The organism is Cedecea neteri (assembly GCF_000757825.1).
GTDB classification, from domain to species: Bacteria; Pseudomonadota; Gammaproteobacteria; order Enterobacterales; family Enterobacteriaceae; genus Cedecea; species Cedecea selenatireducens.
Genome location: NZ_CP009451.1, coordinates 661,496 through 680,100 on the forward strand (window position 1 = coordinate 661,496; position 18,605 = coordinate 680,100).

The 18,605-nt window shown below is 57.0% G+C and carries 14 protein-coding genes; 10 read left to right on the forward strand and 4 right to left on the reverse strand.

The window, feature by feature from the left end; translation table 11 throughout:
• The first annotated feature begins 66 nt into the window (after positions 1-66).
• The gene (gene tus, locus JT31_RS02885; protein ID WP_038473108.1) at positions 67-996 is read left to right on the forward strand and encodes a DNA replication terminus site-binding protein; all 930 of its coding nucleotides are present in this window, start codon (positions 67-69) and stop codon (positions 994-996) included.
• A 3-nt stretch (positions 997-999) separates the two neighbouring features.
• Here tus and fumC read toward each other — a convergent pair whose 3' ends face one another.
• Together fumC and fumA are read right to left on the reverse strand one after the other, a co-directional pair.
• The gene (gene fumC / locus JT31_RS02890; RefSeq protein WP_038473110.1) at positions 1,000-2,397 is read right to left on the reverse strand and encodes a class II fumarate hydratase; all 1,398 of its coding nucleotides are present in this window, start codon (positions 2,395-2,397) and stop codon (positions 1,000-1,002) included.
• Between the two features lie 51 nt (positions 2,398-2,448).
• On the reverse strand, positions 2,449-4,095 hold the full coding sequence (fumA, locus tag JT31_RS02895; RefSeq protein WP_038473111.1) for a class I fumarate hydratase FumA: 1,647 nt from the start codon (positions 4,093-4,095) through the stop codon (positions 2,449-2,451).
• Positions 4,096-4,301: 206 nt separating this feature from the next.
• Between fumA and manA the strand changes: the two genes are divergently transcribed.
• Complete coding sequence (gene manA, locus JT31_RS02900; RefSeq protein WP_038473112.1) at positions 4,302-5,477, forward strand: mannose-6-phosphate isomerase; 1,176 nt, start codon at positions 4,302-4,304, stop codon at positions 5,475-5,477.
• A 126-nt stretch (positions 5,478-5,603) separates the two neighbouring features.
• Complete coding sequence (locus JT31_RS02905) at positions 5,604-7,187, forward strand: YdgA family protein (RefSeq protein WP_038482706.1); 1,584 nt, start codon at positions 5,604-5,606, stop codon at positions 7,185-7,187.
• Between the two features lie 84 nt (positions 7,188-7,271).
• On the opposite strand, the gene JT31_RS02910 is transcribed toward JT31_RS02905, so the two are convergent.
• Entirely contained in the window at positions 7,272-8,306 is a 1,035-nt protein-coding gene (locus JT31_RS02910) for a Mal regulon transcriptional regulator MalI (protein WP_038473114.1), read from the reverse strand.
• A 186-nt stretch (positions 8,307-8,492) separates the two neighbouring features.
• Here JT31_RS02910 and malX point away from each other — a divergent pair, with 186 nt between their 5' ends.
• The 6 genes from malX to add all read left to right on the forward strand — a co-directional run bounded on the left by malX (position 8,493) and on the right by add (position 15,868).
• Entirely contained in the window at positions 8,493-10,082 is a 1,590-nt protein-coding gene (gene malX / locus JT31_RS02915) for a maltose/glucose-specific PTS transporter subunit IIBC (RefSeq protein ID WP_038473116.1), read from the forward strand.
• 43 nt (positions 10,083-10,125) lie between these two features.
• Entirely contained in the window at positions 10,126-11,298 is a 1,173-nt protein-coding gene (locus JT31_RS02920; RefSeq protein ID WP_038473118.1) for a MalY/PatB family protein, read from the forward strand.
• A 131-nt stretch (positions 11,299-11,429) separates the two neighbouring features.
• Positions 11,430-12,860 carry a CehA/McbA family metallohydrolase gene (locus JT31_RS02925; RefSeq protein WP_038473119.1) on the forward strand — a complete coding sequence of 477 codons (1,431 nt, stop codon included), beginning with the start codon at positions 11,430-11,432 and terminating at the stop codon, positions 12,858-12,860.
• Between the two features lie 190 nt (positions 12,861-13,050).
• Entirely contained in the window at positions 13,051-14,526 is a 1,476-nt protein-coding gene (locus JT31_RS02930; RefSeq protein WP_038473121.1) for a peptide MFS transporter, read from the forward strand.
• A gap of 27 nt (positions 14,527-14,553) precedes the next feature.
• Positions 14,554-14,748 carry a GNAT family N-acetyltransferase gene (locus JT31_RS02935; RefSeq protein ID WP_235212918.1) on the forward strand — a complete coding sequence of 65 codons (195 nt, stop codon included), beginning with the start codon at positions 14,554-14,556 and terminating at the stop codon, positions 14,746-14,748.
• A gap of 118 nt (positions 14,749-14,866) precedes the next feature.
• A complete protein-coding gene (add, locus tag JT31_RS02940; protein ID WP_038473123.1) occupies positions 14,867-15,868 on the forward strand; it encodes an adenosine deaminase in 1,002 nt (333 codons plus the stop codon).
• A 19-nt stretch (positions 15,869-15,887) separates the two neighbouring features.
• On the opposite strand, the gene JT31_RS02945 is transcribed toward add, so the two are convergent.
• Positions 15,888-16,886 (reverse strand): bile acid:sodium symporter family protein, encoded by a 999-nt coding sequence (locus JT31_RS02945; RefSeq protein ID WP_038473125.1) that lies wholly within the window; start codon positions 16,884-16,886, stop codon positions 15,888-15,890.
• Between the two features lie 443 nt (positions 16,887-17,329).
• On the opposite strand from JT31_RS02945, the gene JT31_RS02950 reads away from it, so the two are divergent.
• Positions 17,330-18,517 (forward strand): collagen-like triple helix repeat-containing protein, encoded by a 1,188-nt coding sequence (locus tag JT31_RS02950; protein WP_038473126.1) that lies wholly within the window; start codon positions 17,330-17,332, stop codon positions 18,515-18,517.
• Positions 18,518-18,605 lie beyond the last annotated feature (88 nt).

The window sequence follows — 18,605 nt, forward strand, 5'->3', positions numbered from 1 at the left end:
CGCTATTGCTGAAGTGTGCACCTGCTGCTACAGTTCTTTAGTATGTTGTAACTAAAGAGAGCCCTCATGCCACGCTACGATATTATTGAACGATTGACGTCCACCTGCCGCGAGCTGGAACAACAGCTGATTGTGCTGCGTGAACAGCTCGGGCAATTCAGGCTGTTGAGCGGGAGAGTTTTTACGCTGCCAACGATTGAAAAAAGCAAAGAACACGATCCGCTCTCGGCTATAGAAGTGACGCAACGCGTGGGCCAGGAAGCGCACCAGGCTGCCGTCGCCCACTTTACGCGGCTGTTTATCCAGCAGCAGTCGGAAAAAACCAGCACCAAGGCCGCCGTGCGTTTGCCTGGTGCGCTCTGCTATTCAGTGACCGAAGATCAATTCCAACAAACCAGCGTGCTTCTGGAACATATCAACCAGCTAAAGTACTCACTGGAGCACATTATCAGCGTCGAGTCTGAGCTGCCCTCTGCCCAGCGTTTTGAGTGGGTGCACCGCCACATTCCCGGCCTGCTTACCCTGAACGCCTACCGCGCTATCACCCTGCTTGAAACGCCGGATACCGTGCGCTTCGGCTGGGCCAATAAGCAGATAGTCAAAAACCTTAGCCGCCAGCAGGTGCTGGAGATGCTTGAGAAAAGCCTTAACGCCGGGCGGGCCGTGCCGCCATGGACGAAAGAGCAGTGGGCTGAACGCGTCGCGCAGGAAATCAATGATGTTCAAAGGCTGCCGGAAAATACCCGGCTGAAAATCAAACGCCCGGTCAAGGTCCAGCCCGTGGCGCGCGTCTGGTACCAGGCGCAGCAAAAACAGGTGCAGTATGCCTGCCCTACTCCGCTGATCGTGTTATGCCGACAGGAAAGCGGTGAAACACCGCCCGATTTAGGGGAACTGCTGAATTATGACGCGGAAAATATTCGCCATCGCTACAAGCCGGAAGCGCAGCCGCTGAGACTGATTATCCCGCGGCTGCACCTTTACAGTGAAAGGTAAAACTTACGACTTCATGCTGCCGACCATATCCTCCGGGCGAACCCAGGCATCGAACTCTTCTTCGGTCAGGTAACCGAGCTTGAGCGCCGATGCCTTAAGGGTCAGTCCCTCTTTATGGGCTTTTTTGGCAATTTCTGCCGCTTTGTCATAGCCGATATGGGTGTTGAGCGCGGTCACCAACATCAGCGACTCGTTCAGCAACTGGCTGATGCGGTCACGGTTAGGCTCGATGCCCACCGCACAATGTTCGTTGAAGCTTTCCATGCCATCGGCCAGCAGGCGAACGGACTGCAGGAAGTTATGGATAACCATCGGGCGGTAAACGTTCAGCTCGAAGTTACCGGACGCGCCGCCGATGTTCACCGCCACGTCATTGCCCAGCACCTGGCAGCACAGCATGGTCACGGCTTCGCACTGGGTCGGGTTCACTTTCCCCGGCATGATGGAGCTGCCCGGCTCGTTCTCAGGGATAGATAGCTCGCCGATACCGCAGCGCGGCCCGGAAGCCAGCCAGCGAACGTCGTTTGCGATTTTCATCATCGAAGAGGCCAGCCCCTTCAGCGCGCCATGCGCGTGTACCAGCGCATCGCAGGTGGCGAGCGCTTCAAACTTGTTTGGCGCAGTGACGAACGGCTGCTTCGTGAAGTCAGCCAGCTCTTTTGCCACGCGAACGGCATACTCAGGATGGGTGTTCAGCCCGGTCCCCACCGCCGTGCCGCCCAGCGCCAGCTCCGCCAGATGCGGCAGGCTGTGGTCGATATGCTTCAGGTTATGCTCAAGCATCGCCACCCAGCCGGAGATCTCTTGCCCAAGCGTCAGCGGCGTGGCGTCCTGCAGGTGGGTACGGCCGATTTTGACGATATCTTTAAAGGCATCCGCCTTTTTCGCCAGCGTTTGTTTGAGCACGTTTAGCTGCGGCAGCAGATGCTCGCGTACCGCGATAATGGCCGCCACGTGCATGGCGGTCGGGAAAACGTCGTTCGAACTCTGACTTTTGTTAACGTCGTCGTTCGGGTGCACCAGTCGCTCCATCCCACGCACGCCGCCCAGAATTTCACTGGCACGGTTCGCCAGCACCTCATTCATGTTCATGTTGCTTTGGGTGCCAGAGCCGGTCTGCCAGATAGCCAGCGGGAACTCACCGGGATGCTTCCCGGCCAGCACTTCATCGGCGGCGGCGATAATGGCCGTGCCGCGCTCTGCGGGCAGCAGGCCAAGGTCAACGTTGACTTTGGCCGCCGCACGCTTGGTGAGCGCCAGCGCCCGAATCAGCTCGGTCGGCATTTTCTCGGTAGAGATGCGGAAGTGCTCAAGTGAACGCTGAGTCTGCGCCCCCCACAGTTTATCTGCAGGTACGTCGATCGGGCCCATTGAGTCTTTTTCACTGCGACTGGATGTCATGCCTTTCTCCTTTGCGATAAAAAAAGCCGCCGTTTTACGGCGGCTCGAGTATTACTTAACGCATCGAGAACACTGTGAGAGCTGAATTTTCTGGAAGAAGTCGTTGCCTTTGTCATCCACCAGGATAAACGCCGGGAAATCTTCCACTTCAATTTTCCAGATGGCTTCCATACCCAGTTCCGGGTACTCCACACACTCCAGGCTCTTGATGCTGTTTTGCGCCAGCACCGCCGCCGGCCCCCCAATACTGCCCAGGTAGAAACCACCGTGTTTGTGACAGGCGTCCGTCACCTGCTGGCTGCGGTTGCCTTTTGCCAGCATTACCATGCTGCCGCCGTTGGCCTGCAGCTGATCCACGTAGGAGTCCATGCGGCCCGCGGTCGTCGGCCCTAAGGAGCCGGAAGCGTAACCGTCCGGCGTTTTGGCCGGGCCTGCGTAATAAATAGGGTGATCTTTCACGTACTGCGGCAGATCTTCCCCGTTATCGAGACGTTCTTTCAGTTTAGCGTGAGCGATGTCACGCGCCACAATAATGGTGCCGGTTAACGACAGACGGGTGGACACCGGGAAGTCGGACAGCTGGGCGAGGATCTCTTTCATCGGGCGGTTCAGGTTAACCTTAACGGCTTCCCCTTCCCCCGCCTGACGCAGCTCTTCCGGAATGTATTTGCCCGGGTTGTGCTCCAGCTTCTCAAGCCAGATGCCGTCTTTGTTGATTTTTGCCTTGATGTTGCGGTCTGCAGAGCATGACACGCCCATGCCGACCGGGCAGGAAGCCCCGTGGCGCGGCAGGCGAACGACACGGATATCGTGCGCGAAGTATTTGCCGCCGAACTGCGCACCCAGGCCAAGGTTCTGGGCTTCTTTCAGTAACTCTTCTTCCAACTGCACATCGCGGAACGCCTGGCCGTATTCATTACCTTCGGTTGGCAGACCGTCGTAGTACTTGGTTGAGGCAAGTTTCACTGTTTTCAGCGTGGCTTCGGCAGACGTACCGCCGATAACAAACGCCACGTGGTACGGCGGACAGGCCGCGGTGCCCAGAGTGCGCATCTTCTCAACCAGGTAGTCTTTCAGCTTCGCCGGCGTTATCAGCGCCTTGGTTTCCTGATAGAGGTAGGTTTTGTTGGCCGAACCGCCGCCTTTGGCAATACACAGGAACTTATATTCATCCCCGTCCACGCTGTAGAGGTCAATCTGTGCCGGCAGATTGGTGCCGGTGTTCACCTCTTTATACATATCCAGCGCAGCGTTCTGGGAATAGCGCAGGTTATCTTCAATAAAGGTGTTGTAAACGCCGCGAGACAGCGCTTCTTCGTCGCCGCCGCCGGTCCAGACTCGCTGGCCTTTTTTGCCCATGATGATGGCGGTGCCGGTGTCCTGGCAGGTTGGCAGAATGCCTTTGGCGGCAATGTCGGAGTTACGCAGGAACTGCAGCGCAACATACTTATCGTTTTCGCTGGCCTCCGGGTCGCTCAGAATGTCCGCCACCTGCTGCTGATGCGCCGGGCGCAGCATAAACGAAGCGTCGTGGAAAGCGTGCTGGGCGAGCAGCGTCAGGGCCTGAGGGTCAACCTTGAGGATTTGCTGGCCGTCAAACTCGGCGACGGAGACATGGTCGGAGCTCAGGAGGTAATATTCGGTCGGATCTTTTTGGAGCGGGAAAGGCTCCTGGTAATGGAAGGGTTTATTCGACATATTTTTCTCACTTGCGACAACAGTAACGTTAATTTTTATATTTCAGCGCAGGATCTTACGCTGCATTCCAAAAACAATTCATAACATGCTACACAATTTTTTAACAGAAACTGAGACTAATACGACTTTTTGTTGCCCTGGTTACTTCACGGCGGATAATTGGTTTAATAACTGAAACTTCGACTCAATGATGACAGGGACCTGAGATGCAAAAATTGATCAATGCGGTACAAAATTATGCCTGGGGAAGTGAAACGGCGTTAACGGAACTGTACGGCATCGCCAACCCGCAGCACAAGCCCATGGCCGAACTGTGGATGGGCGCTCACCCAAAGAGTAGCTCAAAAGTGCTCGATGCTAACGGGCAACAGCACGCATTGCGCGATGTAATTGACGCTGACCAGCCAGCATTGCTGGGGAAAGCCGTTGCCGGGCGTTTTGGCGAGCTGCCTTTCCTGTTCAAAGTGCTTTGCGCCGCCCAGCCGCTATCGATTCAGGTTCACCCGAATAAAAAAGCTTCTGAAATCGGTTTTGCTAAAGAAAACGCCGCCGGTATTCCGTTAGATGCCGCAGAGCGCAACTACAAAGACCCCAACCACAAGCCCGAGCTGGTGTTTGCCCTTACGCCATTCCTCGCGATGAACGCCTTCCGCGAGTTCTCCGACATTGTGTCGCTGCTGCAGCCGGTTTCCGGTGCGCATCCGCTGATTGCTCATTTCCTGCAGAAGCCCGGCGCAGAAAGCCTGGCACAGCTGTTCGCCGGCCTGCTGAATATGCAGGGTGAAGAGAAATCCCTGGCACTTGGCGTACTGAAAGCTGCCCTGAATAACCAGCAGGGTGAGCCGTGGGAAACCATTCGCGTGATTTCCGAATTTTACCCGGACGACAGCGGCCTCTTCTCTCCGCTGCTGCTGAATGTAGTTAAGCTTGAACCCGGCGAAGCGATGTTCCTGTTCGCCGAAACGCCACATGCCTATCTGAACGGCGTGGCGCTGGAAGTAATGGCCAACTCTGACAACGTGCTGCGTGCCGGGTTAACGCCGAAGTACATTGATATTCCTGAGCTGGTTGCCAACGTTAAATTTGAGCCAAAACCGGCCAGCCAGCTGCTGACTCAGCCACAGAAAAACGGCAGCGAGCTGGACTTCCCTATCCCTGTTGACGACTTTGCCTTCTCGCTGCATGACCTGAGCACGCAGGAAGCCACGCTCGCTCAGCAAAGCGCGGCCATTGTGTTCTGCGTTGAAGGTGAAGCCGTGCTAACCAAAGACGCCCAACGCCTGGTGTTGAAGCCGGGTGAGTCAGCCTTTATTAGCGCCGCAGAATCCCCGATTGCCGTCAGCGGCGTAGGCCGGGTAGCGCGAGTGTTTAATAAACTTTAACTTACTGATCTTTTTAGCGCGTATTGCTAAGCTAGTAAGCACGTTTCCGAAAGCGCCTGTTATCAGGCGTTTTTCTTTCGCCCGGTGGGGGACGGCTACCGGCTTCTAAACATGGATAATGACACGATGAAAAAATCTCTGGTTGCGGTTGGGGTAATTGTTGCGCTGGGAGTGGTGTGGACCGGCGGAGCCTGGTTTACGGGCAAACAGCTCGAAGGCCGTATGGCCGAAATGATTGATAACGCCAATGCGGAAATCAAAAATTCTGCGCCGGAATCAGGCCTGGTCCTCAGCTATCAGGACTATAAGCGTGGGCTTTTCCACAGTACGGTGCAGCTGGTTGTTAAGCAGGTAGCCGGCACGAAAAATGCGCTGCTCACGCCGGAACAAAACGTCTTATTCAACGAAACCATCGACCATGGTCCTTTCCCGTTCGCCCAGTTGAAGAAATTCAACCCGATCCCGAGCATGGCGTCTATCCACACCGAGCTTGTGAATAACGAGACGACCAAACATCTCTTTACGCTGACCAAAGATAAGCCGCTGATTAGCGTGGACACCCGTGTAGGCTACGGCGGCGCAACCTCCTCCGACATCGCGCTGGCGGCCATTGACGCCACTGAAGGGGAAAACAAACTCAGCTTCAGCGGCGGCAAATTGACGGCCGACGTTGACGGTTCAGGCAATGAAATCGCGATTTCTGGCACCGCAGACAGCGGGTTGGTTAATACCGTTAACGAATACGGCCAGCGCGTACAAATCTCCTTCAACGGCATTAAAACCGACGGCGACAGCAAACGCAGCCTGTTTGACCAGCGCGTTGGCTCGCAAAAAGCAACCGTTGATAAGCTCTCAATGGTGGTTGACGGTAAAGAGATTGCCGTCGTGGAAGGCTTCAACCTGAACGCAAAATCTGACGTTCAGGACGATAAAAAGCACTTTGCCGGCCAGTTCGACTACAGCCTGGACGCGCTGAAAGTGCAGAACCAGAACATGGGCAGCGGCAAGCTGACGCTTAAGCTCGGCAATATTGATGCCGCCGCGCTGCGCGAGTTTACGCAGAAATATAACGCCGGCGTACAGCAGCTGATGGCAGACCCCGCCCTGCAGCAAAACCCTGAGCTCTACCAGCAGAAATCGGTCGAGCTTATCAGCGCCAACCTGCCGCTGCTGCTGAAGGGCAATCCGACCATTACCGTCGCCCCACTAAGCTGGAAGAACGCGAAAGGTGAATCAACCTTCAACCTGTCGCTGTTCATGAAAGATCCGCAGGGCGTCACCGGCCCGGCCAATACGCCGGAAGAGCAACTGGACCGCTATGTGAAGTCTCTCGATGCGAAGCTGACGATCCCGATGCCGATGGCAACGGAAATGATGTCTCAGGTGGCGCAGCTTGAGGGCTATAACGCCGAAGAGTCACAGAAACTCGCCAGCCAGCAGATCAAAGGCCTGGCCGCGATGGGCCAGATGTTCCGCGTCACCAAAGTGGACGGCGATAACATCACCACCAGCCTGCAGTATGGTAATGGCAAAGCCGCCCTGAACGGCGAGCAGATGTCGCTGGGTGAGCTGTTCAGCATGTTCGCTCTGCCGGCAGGTATGGGTGGCCCGGCGCTGCAGGATAACGACAGTGATGCCGTGCCCCAGCCGCAGGACGACGCGCCTGGGGATGATGCTTCTCCGGACGCCGAACCGGCTCCTCAGCAGTAACTCTTACATAAACCCCGCCAGCCGGCGGGGTTTTTAGTTTCTGGCGGCCATCAGGCACGATCCGCTCAAGCTGTTCCTGAAAAGTTAGTTTTTAATGGTTATCAGGCGCGCGGGCATAATCTGGTTGCTGAAAACGATGTCGCTTTCCTGGACCCGCTGAAGAATACGCTGCGCCGCGCTGCGGCCAATTTCCCTCGCGGGCGTTGTTACCCAGGTCATCGGCACGTCGTCTAACTCCTCTTCGGTGACCTCGGCAAAAGCCGCCAGCGCGATATGCCTGTCGTAATAGCTGTCGACGCTGCCGCCCCCCATCTGCCAGCCCGCCCTTGTCAGGCCGAACCACGCCCCCATGGCCACGGTGCTGTTGTGGCAGACAACCGCGCTGAGGGTCGGGAAATTATGCAGCAGCTCGGTAATCGCGTCCGCCGCCTGCTTCTGGCTCGGCTCGCACTCGAGGATCCAGTCGCTATGAAAAGGCAGTCCGTGCTGCATCAGCGTGGCGCAGAAACCGCCCAACCGTTCAGCACGAGTCAGAGAGGAGCTGCGCCCGCCTAGCCAGGCAATACGCTGATGCCCACGCTTAATCAGGTGCTCGGTCACCAGCTGCGCCGCCTGCATATTATCCGGCCGGATAATATCCACTTCATCCAGATAGCTCGCCCGTGAGGCAAACACCAGCGGCAGTTTATTCTGCGCCGCCATTTCCCGCAGGTCGGCACCCTGTCCTGCTGCCCCGGCAATAATAATACCGTCCACGCCCTGCGATACCAGCATGTCAAAACAGCGCTGCATATGCTGGCCGTTGCTTCCGCTTTGGGTCAGAAATAAAAGCTGCCCCTGCTGCTCCAGCGCTTCCGTCAGCCCGGCGGTGAGCTCCGCGTAAAAAGGATTGCAAAGGTCGCGCACGATAAGGCCAATCACGCCGCTTTGCCCGCCGCGAAGCGACACGGCCTGGCGATTACGCACAAACCCTAACTTTTCGATGGCCTCATTTACCCGCTGACCGGTGGCGGTTGAAATTCTGCCCTTGCCGCTGAGCACCAGCGATACCGTGGTCACCGATACGCCTGCAGCCTCGGCAACCTCGTTGATAGTGATTCTTTTGGTCAGCGTCGACATCGTCAGGTCAGATCCTCCGTGAATCGATAAATATAAAGATAAAACGTTTTACTTATGCTGGCATATTCAACTTCATTATGCGCGGTAATTCTGAGATCGTCCTCACGATAAAATTGGGTAAAACGTTTTATCATCACCAAACTTTAGTTACTCAACATCTCATTTTAACCGGGTTAAGGAGTCGTGATGGCGGCTAATACACCACAAAAAAAATCGCTGTGGGAATTTTTTCAAAACCTTGGCAAAACCTTTATGTTGCCGGTGGCGCTGCTCTCTTTCTGCGGCATCATGCTGGGGATCGGCAGCTCGCTGAGCAGCCATGACGTCGTCACGGAGATCCCGTGGCTGGGTAATCCGGTGCTGCAGCTGATCTTCACTTGGATGAGCAAAATGGGCTCGTTCGCCTTCAGCTTCCTGCCGGTGATGTTCTGTATTGCGATTCCGCTGGGCCTGGCGCGTGAGAACAAAGGCGTTGCGGCCTTTGCCGGTTTTGTCGGCTATATGGTGATGAACCTGGCGGTTAACTTCTGGCTCACCGCTAAAGGCATCCTGCCGACTACCGATGCGGCAATTCTCAAAGCCAACAACATTCAAAGCGTGCTCGGCGTTCAGTCAATTGATACCGGTATTCTCGGTGCGGTCATTGCCGGGATCATCGTTTATCTGCTGCACGAGCGTTTCCACAACATTCGCCTGCCGGACGCGCTGGCCTTCTTCGGCGGCACCCGCTTTGTGCCGATCGTTACGACCCTGGTGATGGGGCTGGTTGGCCTGGTCATCCCGCTGATTTGGCCAATTTTTGCTGCCGGGATCAACGCCCTGGGCTACATGATCCACAGCGCAGGCATTTTTGGCCCGATGATCTTCGGCACCGGCGAACGTCTGCTGCTGCCTTTTGGCCTGCAGCACATTCTGGTGGCCCTGATTCGCTTCACCGAGGCGGGCGGCACCATGGACGTTTGCGGCCATACCGTGAGCGGCGCGCTGACCATCTTCCAGGCGCAGCTGAGCTGCCCGACCACCCACGGTTTCTCTGAGAGCGCAACGCAGTTCCTGTCACAGGGTAAAATGCCGGCGTTCCTCGGCGGCCTGCCTGGCGCTGCGTTGGCGATGTACCACTGCGCCCGTCCAGAAAACCGTCATAAAATTAAAGGGCTGCTGATCTCCGGCGTGATTGCCTGCGTCGTGGGCGGTACCACAGAGCCGATCGAGTTCCTGTTCCTGTTCGTGGCTCCGGTACTGTACCTCATTCACGCCGTGCTGACGGGTATTGGCTTTACCATGATGTCCGTGCTGGGCGTCACCATCGGTAACACCGACGGCAACATTATCGACTTCTTCGTCTTCGGCGTGCTGCACGGCCTGTCCACCAAATGGTATATGGTGCCGGTCGTGGCCGCGGTGTGGTTTGCTGGCTACTATGCTATCTTCCGCTTCGCCATCACCCGCTTCAATATCAAAACCCCTGGTCGTGATATTGAAACCACCACCGCAGAAAAACCCGTCGGCGGCCACACGGGCAAATCCGGCTATAACGTGCCGGCTATTCTGGCGGCGCTGGGCGGCAGCGACAACATTTCGACGCTGGATAACTGCATCACCCGTCTGCGCCTGTCGGTCAAAGATATGTCGCTGGTGGATACCGCAGCCCTGAAGGCCAACCGCGCCATCGGCGTCGTGAAGCTTAACGAGCACAACCTGCAGGTGGTCATCGGGCCACAGGTTCAGTCGGTCAAAGATGAGATGGTCGGCCTGATGCGAACCGTCGAGGCTTAATTCACAAACGGGCGCTGCGGCGCCCTTTTTGCCGTGAGGTTTTATGTTTGATTTTTCTGTTCCGGTAGACCGCCACGGGACCTGGTGCACCCAGTGGGATTACGTGGCCGATCGCTTCGGCGCCGCCGACCTGCTGCCCTTTACTATCTCCGATATGGACTTCCCTACCGCGCCCTGCATCCTTGAAGCCCTGCAAAAACGGCTGGCTCACGGCGTGCTCGGCTACAGCCGCTGGAAGAACGACGATTTTCTCTCCGCTATCGCCCACTGGTATCAGCAACGCTTCGGCAGCACCATCGACCCTGAAAGCGTAGTCTACGGGCCTTCCGTGATTTACATGGTTTCACAGCTCATTCGCCAGTGGTCACAGCCGGGCGACGGCGTGCTTATTCATACCCCGGCCTACGATGCGTTCTACAAGGCAATTGAAGGCAACAAGCGTCAGGTATTGAGCGCTTCGCTGCAAAAAACGGCGGACGGCTGGCAGTGTGATATGGCGGAGCTGGAGGCGTTGCTCGCCCGCCCTGAATGCAAAGTTATGCTGCTGTGCAGCCCGCACAACCCAACCGGCAAGGTCTGGACTCGCGCAGAGCTGGAGCTGATGGCTGAACTCTGCGAACGCCACGGCGTGCGCGTTATCAGCGACGAAATCCATATGGATATGGTGTGGGGCGAAAATCAGCATATTCCGTGGTGCGACATCGGCCGCGGCGGCTGGGCGCTGTTCACTTCGGGCTCTAAAAGCTTCAACATCCCGGCGCTCACCGGCGCCTACGGGCTGATAAATGATGCAGAAGATCGCCAGCAGTATCTGAGCGTGCTCAAAGGGCAGGACGGCCTCTCTTCTCCGGCGGTGCTAGCAATCGTCGCCCATATTGCCGCCTACCGTGAAGGCGAATCCTGGCTTGATGCGCTGCGAGACTATCTGCAGGATAATTTGCAGTTCGTGGCCGACAGGTTGAACCAGGCATTCCCGGCGCTTAACTGGCAGCCGCCGCAGTCCACCTATCTGGCCTGGGTCGATTTACGCCCGCTGGGGCTGGACGATCGCGCCCTGCAGAAAGCGCTTATTGAGCAGCAAAAAGTCGCCATCATGCCCGGCTACACCTACGGCGTTGAAGGCAATGGCTTTATTCGCCTGAACGCCGGGTGCCCGCGCGTCAAGCTTGAGGCCGGCGTCGAGCGGCTTATCGCCGGGATCCAGTCCCTGCTGTAGCCATTAAGGGGAGCCTGCTCCCCTTCTCCACCCTGCTCATTCATCCTTTCGTCATCTTTCCGACACCTAACCGACACACTATCTTCACCCGCTCACCTTAAGCTCTTGTCCATTAAAAACAGGAGCAAATCATGCACGTTTTTTCCGGTGAAATTCCCTTCGGTCATGCTGTCCATTCCTTCCATGTTGCCCCAAATACTCCGGCGATTAGCCTGACGGGCACCACGCTGCGTACCGGGCATCTTTATTGTTATCTGTACGACAGCCGCCGGCAGCTGCGGGCCTCCGTGATGCTGCAAAAGCCTGAAAAAGTGCTGACGGTTTGCCCTGACTGGGCCTCCGTCGGCGCACTGCCAGGGGAACTCCCGCCGGGAGAGTGGCAGCTGCATGTCTATAACGTCATTGGGGAAAGCCGCTCGCCGCAGCCGATGAGCTACCGGCTGGACGTCAGCTTTGACGCGCTGGCCGCCCCGGTAGACTTTGACAAGCTGGGCGTGCTGCGCCCCGATCATCAGGTGATTTTTGACTACCAGCGCACGCTGAGCGACCGCCCGGGCTGGTACCGTGGCGACCTCCACGGCCATACCACTTTGTCCGACGGCAACAATACGCTGCTGCAGGCGCTGGACATCATGGCCGAACAGGGCCTGGATTTCTTCTTCCTGACCGAACACAACCTGTCGCACGCCTGCCTGCCGCGCCATGACAGCGTGCTGATGCTGCCGGGCATTGAGGTCACCGCCGACAAAGGCCACCTGAACGTGCACGGCCCGGCCGCCACGCTGAATATGTTCAATGCTGATTACAGCAGCCGCGGCCTGATTACTCAGGGCATTGCGCTCAAGCGCCCGGAAAGCGTCCTGAGCGTGAACCACGCCATGCTGCATCCGTGGAGCTGGCTGTACGACGAGATGCCGCTGGCAGACGTTGACGTGCTGGAAGTGCTCAACGATCCGACCTGGAAAAACGCTACCACCGCCAACGAACAGGTCGTGGAGATTTTCAATACGCTGTGGAACGCCGGGCACCGTATTTATGCCGTAGGAGGCAGCGACTGCCATATGCAGCCTCACGAGCGTTACCCGCAGGCTACGGAGCCGTCAATTTACGGCGATCCGGCAACCTGGGTTTATGCTCAGGCGCTCAGCGGGGAGGCCATTCTTGCGGCCATCAAAAAGGGACATTGTTATTTTGAACGCCGCTGTGGCCTGAACTTCAGCCTGAACGACGGGGCGCTGCTGCCCGGCGATGCCGCCGATGGTAGACAGGTCGTGCTGACCGTTGCGGTAAAAGATACCGGGCAGCGCTACACGCTTCAGGTGGTGTCCGACACGGGTATTCTGGCGGAACACGCGCTGGAAACCACGCCGCAGGATATCCGCTGCGACATGGCTGAACATGCCTGGATTCGCTGGGATATTCGCCGCAGCAACGGCACGCTAGAGGGGATGATCAATCCGGTTTACTGCGCGCAGCACCCGCTGTTCCTGTCGCCCATTGGCACCACCTGGGGCGACGTTACCGGCCATCTTGAGTTCCCTCGCAGCACGGATGAAGAATAATTTCCTGGCAGTTTTGTCTGGTTATTTCTTTGGTTTGTAAAATTTTGAAATTATTTAATATGAATATTTAGTCGTTGTGCTTTGCATAAATCCGCTAAAAACGACGAAAATGCTCTCTCATCATAGTCATAGAAATCAGACCCGGTGACGCGCTGCCTCCCGGGTCTTTTGTTGTACAGAGAGAGACAATATGAGTTTATCTTCCGGCCATGCTTCTCATCAGGCGATCCCCCCCGGCTCGGGCGCACTGTTCTTCATTCAGATGTTCGCCACGCTTGGTTTTGCGGTGCTGTATTCAACTCTGGTGCTCTACGTCACTAAGCGGCTGGGCTTTAGCGAAGGCCAGGCCGACGCCATGATGGGTATTTTCGGGGCGTTCAACTACGGGCTGCACCTGTTCGGAGGCTGTCTCGGGGGCCGCTATCTTAGCAACCGTAATCTGTTTGTGCTGGGGATGCTGCTGCAGGTTGCGGGCTGCTATCTTATTGCCGAGGCGGGCCTGACCGGCCTGTGGTGGGGGCTGGCCATGTTCCTGAGCGGCAGCGGGCTGAACGTCACCTGCCTGAACATGATGCTGACCCAGCGTTTTGCGCCGGATGACGATCGCCGCGAAGCCGCCTTCCTGTGGAACTACGCCGGGATGAACCTGGGCTTCTTTATCGGCTTTACCGTGGCGGGCTACTACCAGCTGACCGAAAGCTATCGGGCGCTGTTCCTTTTTGCCACCCTCGGTAACGTTGCCGCCGTGGTGATAACCCTGCTCCGCTGGCCGGTGCTGGCCGACATCAGCACGCCGCTGCAGCACGTCAAGGGCAAAGGCTTTTATCTGCGCATGGCTTTTGGCCTGCTGGTGCTGATTCTTCTGGTGCCCGTCCTGCGCCTCCTGCTCGGCCATACCGAATTTAGCGGCACGTTCGTCATCGTGCTGGGCGCGCTGATCTTCCTGATGCTCTGCGTGATGACCGTTCGCCGACCTAATAAACATGAACGTCGCCGCATGGCGGCCTACCTGCTGCTGGCCGTGGGTTCACTGGTCTTCTGGTCGCTGTACCAGCTGGCACCGATGGGGCTGACGCTGTTCGCCGAACATAACGTGACCCTGAGCGCTTTCGGCTGGCAGGTTTCGCCGCAGTGGCTGCAAAACATCAACACCATGGTGATTGTGATTGGTGGCCCGCTGATGGCCTGGCTGTTCAAGCGCCTGCGCGATCGCGGCGTGCGTATCGATATTCCGGCGCAGTTTGCCTCCTCGTTATTCTGCATGGGCGTTGGCATGCTGGTGCTGCCTTTGGGGATTACCATGGCCGGCGCGGACGGCATGGTTGCCCTGAAATGGATCGTGCTTAGCTACATTCTGCAAAGCATCGGTGAGCTGCTGATTTCCCCGGTCGGCTACTCGATGATCGGTAAACTGGCCCCCGCCAACCTGCAGGGGCTGATGATGGGCTGCTGGATGATGGTGACCGGCGTAGCCTCCGTGCTGGCGGGCTATGTTTCAGGCCGTATGCCGCAAAATAGCGGCAGCACGCCGGTATTGACCGACCCGGGCTACAGCAAGGTCTTTAGCCAACTGGGCTGGGGCTCCGTCGCGACCGGCGTTATTTTGCTGCTGCTTATCCCACTGCTGCGCCGCCTGATCGAGCAAAAAAATACCGCTCAGGCCTGATTCACAGGGCGCGGCCAGATTGAGGCGGTGCGAATTGCGCGATCGCAGAGAGGGACCGGGTTTGGCAAACAGATGTTTGCGTGGGCTGTAGAACAGTGCAAAGCGCGAGGCTGCCATTTCGTCCAGCTGACGACAGATAAAACGCGAACTGATGCGCACCGCTTTTACGACAGGCTGGGCTTTGAGGCCAGCCACCTCGGCTACAAGCTGACGCTGCAGTAGTTTTTCATCCGTGAGCGCACGACAGGGACGTTTGCGCAACAAAGTTTTCACGGCCGTAGCAATTGCCCCCGATTTCTTTTTATAATACGCCGCACTTTAATCAAAAAAGAGTGCGACCATGATTGATACCACCCTGCCGTTAACCGATTTGCACCGCCACCTTGATGGCAATATTCGTGCGCAAACCATCCTCGATCTCGGCCGCCAGTTTAATTTATCTTTGCCTGCCAATACTCTCGATACCCTGCGCCCACACGTTCAGGTCGTGGAAACCGCGCCGGACCTCGTCAGCTTCCTGCAGAAACTGGACTGGGGCGTGAAGGTACTGGGCGATCTCGATGCCTGCCGTCGCGTAGCCTGGGAAAACATTGAAGATGCCGCCCGCAACGGCCTGCACTATGTCGAACTGCGCTTCTCTCCGGGCTATATGGCGATGAGCCATAACCTGCCGGTGGCGGGCGTAGTCGAGGCGGTTATCGAAGGCGTTCGCCAGGGCTGCCGTGACTTTGGCGTTGAAGCGCGCCTGATTGGCATCATGAGCCGTACTTTTGGTGAAGCCGCCTGTGAGGCCGAGCTGAACGCCCTGCTCGCCCACCGCGACAGCATTACCGCGCTGGACTTAGCCGGCGACGAACTCGGCTTTCCGGGAAGTCTGTTCCTGAATCACTTTAACCGCGCGCGTGATGCGGGCTGGCGCATTACCGTTCACGCAGGCGAAGCCGCCGGGCCAGAAAGCATCTGGCAGGCGATTCGTGAGCTGGGCGCGGAGCGTATCGGGCACGGCGTGAAGGCGGTAGAGGATCCGGCGCTGATGGATTTCCTGGCCGAACATAAAATCGGGATCGAATCCTGCCTGACGTCAAACATCCAGACCAGCACCGTAGCCGCGCTGGACAAGCACCCGCTGATAACCTTCCTGGATCACGGTGTGCTGGCGACCATTAATACCGATGACCCGGCGGTTCAGGGCATCGATATTATTCACGAGTACACCGTGGCCGCACCTCAGGCCGGCCTCAGCGCGGCGCATATTCGCACCGCGCAGGAGAATGGCCTGAAGATAGCCTTCCTGAGCGAAGCCGAAAAACAGGCGCTTATCGCTAAGGTTCAGGCCGCGTAACGAGTACCGGCAGCCGGCGTCAGGACGCTGATTCCAGCTGCCGTTTTTCTTCCGCCGTTTTGCGGGCATAGCGCTGGGCCAGGACCGCACAAACCATCAGCTGGATCTGGTGGAAAATCATCAGCGGCAGCACCATCATCCCCACAGCGCTGGCCGGGAAGAGCACGTTCGCCATCGGCACGCCGTTGGCCAGGCTTTTCTTCGAACCACAGAAAACGATGGTTATCTCATCGGCCGTATTAAATCCTGACAGCCGGGCCGCCAGGGTGTTCACCACCAGCACAATCGCCAGCAGTACCAGCGAGCAAACCAGAACCATCAGCAGCGAGAAGCCGTTCACCTGGTGCCAAATTCCCTCGACTACCGCTTCGCTGAACGCCACGTAAACCACCAGCAGAATGGACGAGCGATCGGTCAGGCCAATCAGCTTTTTATGACGATCCACCCATTTGCCGATCAGCGGTCGGGAGAGATGGCCGATAACAAACGGCACCATCAGCTGCATGATAATTTTGCCAATGGCGTGCAGCGTATCGGTAGAGCCTTCCTGAGTCTGCATAAGCGCGCCGACCAGGACTGGCGAGAGGAAAATACCCAGGATGCTCGAGGCAGACGCGCTACACACCGCTGCGGCCACATTGCCCCCGGCAACGGAGGTAAAGGCAATGGCCGATTGCACCGTGGCTGGTAACGCACAAAGATACAGGAAGCCCATATAAAGCGGCTGACTGAGGATCGCAGGCGAGAGAAAGCCCATCGCCAGCCCCAGCAGCGGGAACAGCGCAAAGGTACTGAGGAAAACCACTAAATGGAGTTTCCAGTGCCCCATCCCCGCCATGATGGCATCGCGGGAGAGCTTTGCCCCATGCATAAAGAAGAGAAGCGCAATCGCAAAGGTCGTCAGGTATTCAAACCCGGTCTTCACAATCCCCTCACAGGGGAATAGCGACGCCACGATCACCACGCCAATCATTACCAGTAAAAAGTTATCAATTTTTAGTTTTTGCAGCCAACCCATCCTGTCCTCTGTCTGTGTAACGTCATTTTGGCTTTTACTTTGCAACAAATTGGCCGCGCTGGCGAGCTAACAATTCTGCAACGTGCCAAAAAATAAGCTGAAGCCGCGTGATTATTTATCAAAAAGCGAAACGCCGGAGATGTAGCACAACTAAAACTAAATTAAGAATGCAGTCACGCTTAATTTAAAACTATTTAAAGAAGACAAAACAGCGTAAATCAAGGTGAATTTATTATTTATATTTTTACCTGATGGTAAAAATATAAATAATTGATAAACATCAGCTTAACCCTTTTAATATTAGCCAGCAAAGCATAAAAATAAGACGAAACTCTCATTTGGAAATTTAAATTCATATTAAATGACCAGTGATGTGGCAGCGATTCAAATACGCCATACACTTATTAATACGCCGTCCGGCGTGCTAATAGTGGAGTATTGCTATGCGCTCAAATAACATTGGCCGCCTCAGCGCAATTGCGATGGCGGTACTTCTCGCATTCTCCCTGTCCGCCTGTAGCGGCGGCGGCGGCAGTTCGCACAATACGGCGAAAACGGCCGGGTCTGCCGGTACCACTGGCACCGACACTGCAAACAACGGCGGTGGCGGTTCTGGTTCTGGCGGTAACGGTGGCGGTTCAGGCTCCGGTGGAGGAACCGGAACTGGCGGTGGGGGCTCTGGCGGCGGTACTGGCGGTGGCGGTACCGGCGGCGGAGGAACTGGCGGCGGCACAACCGTTTCTAACAGCGCCGGGAATAACGTCGTCAAAGACGTGGGCGGTGCAGTAGGCGGCGTAGGCAGCACGGTCAGCGGCGTAGCGTCTCAGCTACCGGTTAATAATCCAGTAACCTCAACGGTTGCCGTGGCCGTCGGCGGCGCGGGAACTGCAATTTCAACCGTCGGTAGTGGCGTAGCCAACGGACTTGGCAATGCGAACAACCCTAACGGACTGGGCACTACGCTGACGGGTTCTACCACCGCCGTGTCAGGGCTTGGCACCACGGTTTCCGCAATAGGATCAAACCTGGCAAGCTCAACCGCCAATACGCCAGCGGGTGGATTGACCGGCGCGGCAGGCGGGCTGGTTAATACCACAGGACAGGTTGTCACCGGCGCGGGCAACGCCCTTACCCAAACGGTGCAGAGTCCAGGTGTTTCTAATTTGACAACCGGCGCGACGGGTCTGGTTAACACCACGCTCGCCGACACCCAGAAAGCGACTCAGGCCGTTGGCGGCGCAACCGGTTTAGGCACGCCGGTGAGCAACCTGCTGACTTCCGCTGGCGGTACAGTGAGCGGACTGGGGAGTAACATCAGCGGCAGTAACCCTTCTCTCGGCGGCCTGGGTCAGGTGGTGCAAAACACCGGACAGGCAGTCACGGATAGCGGCGCATTGGTGAAACCGGTGCAAACCGGCGGCAGCGGTAGCTCAGGCTCCGTTTCGGCGGGCGCATCCGGTTCGCTCGGGATCGGCGGTAATGGTCTGGTGACTAACCTCGGCACCACCGTTAACGGCCTGACCTCTTCGTTAACCACCAACGTTAGCGCCAGCGCGACAGGGAGCAACACAAGTTCAGGCCAGCAGGCCGGGATTACCGGCGCGGTCGGCGGCCTTCTGAAAACTAAATAGTGCTTTCCAGGGCACACGTGCTCCCGCGTTAACGGCGGGAGCACTTTTTTCACAGCAATTTCTTCGCTGCGCAGTTAAGGGAGCTCAC

Coding starts and splice junctions, on each gene's coding strand:
- JT31_RS02945 (WP_038473125.1), bottom strand. CDS start 16,886: ATGGGTTGGCTGCAAAAACTAAAAATTGATAACTTTTTACTGGTAATG.
- add (WP_038473123.1), top strand. CDS start 14,867: ATGATTGATACCACCCTGCCGTTAACCGATTTGCACCGCCACCTTGAT.
- JT31_RS02905 (WP_038482706.1), top strand. CDS start 5,604: ATGAAAAAATCTCTGGTTGCGGTTGGGGTAATTGTTGCGCTGGGAGTG.
- JT31_RS02950 (WP_038473126.1), top strand. CDS start 17,330: ATGCGCTCAAATAACATTGGCCGCCTCAGCGCAATTGCGATGGCGGTA.
- fumA (WP_038473111.1), bottom strand. CDS start 4,095: ATGTCGAATAAACCCTTCCATTACCAGGAGCCTTTCCCGCTCCAAAAA.
- malX (WP_038473116.1), top strand. CDS start 8,493: ATGGCGGCTAATACACCACAAAAAAAATCGCTGTGGGAATTTTTTCAA.
- JT31_RS02925 (WP_038473119.1), top strand. CDS start 11,430: ATGCACGTTTTTTCCGGTGAAATTCCCTTCGGTCATGCTGTCCATTCC.
- fumC (WP_038473110.1), bottom strand. CDS start 2,397: ATGACATCCAGTCGCAGTGAAAAAGACTCAATGGGCCCGATCGACGTA.
- JT31_RS02910 (WP_038473114.1), bottom strand. CDS start 8,306: ATGTCGACGCTGACCAAAAGAATCACTATCAACGAGGTTGCCGAGGCT.
- manA (WP_038473112.1), top strand. CDS start 4,302: ATGCAAAAATTGATCAATGCGGTACAAAATTATGCCTGGGGAAGTGAA.
- JT31_RS02930 (WP_038473121.1), top strand. CDS start 13,051: ATGAGTTTATCTTCCGGCCATGCTTCTCATCAGGCGATCCCCCCCGGC.
- JT31_RS02920 (WP_038473118.1), top strand. CDS start 10,126: ATGTTTGATTTTTCTGTTCCGGTAGACCGCCACGGGACCTGGTGCACC.
- tus (WP_038473108.1), top strand. CDS start 67: ATGCCACGCTACGATATTATTGAACGATTGACGTCCACCTGCCGCGAG.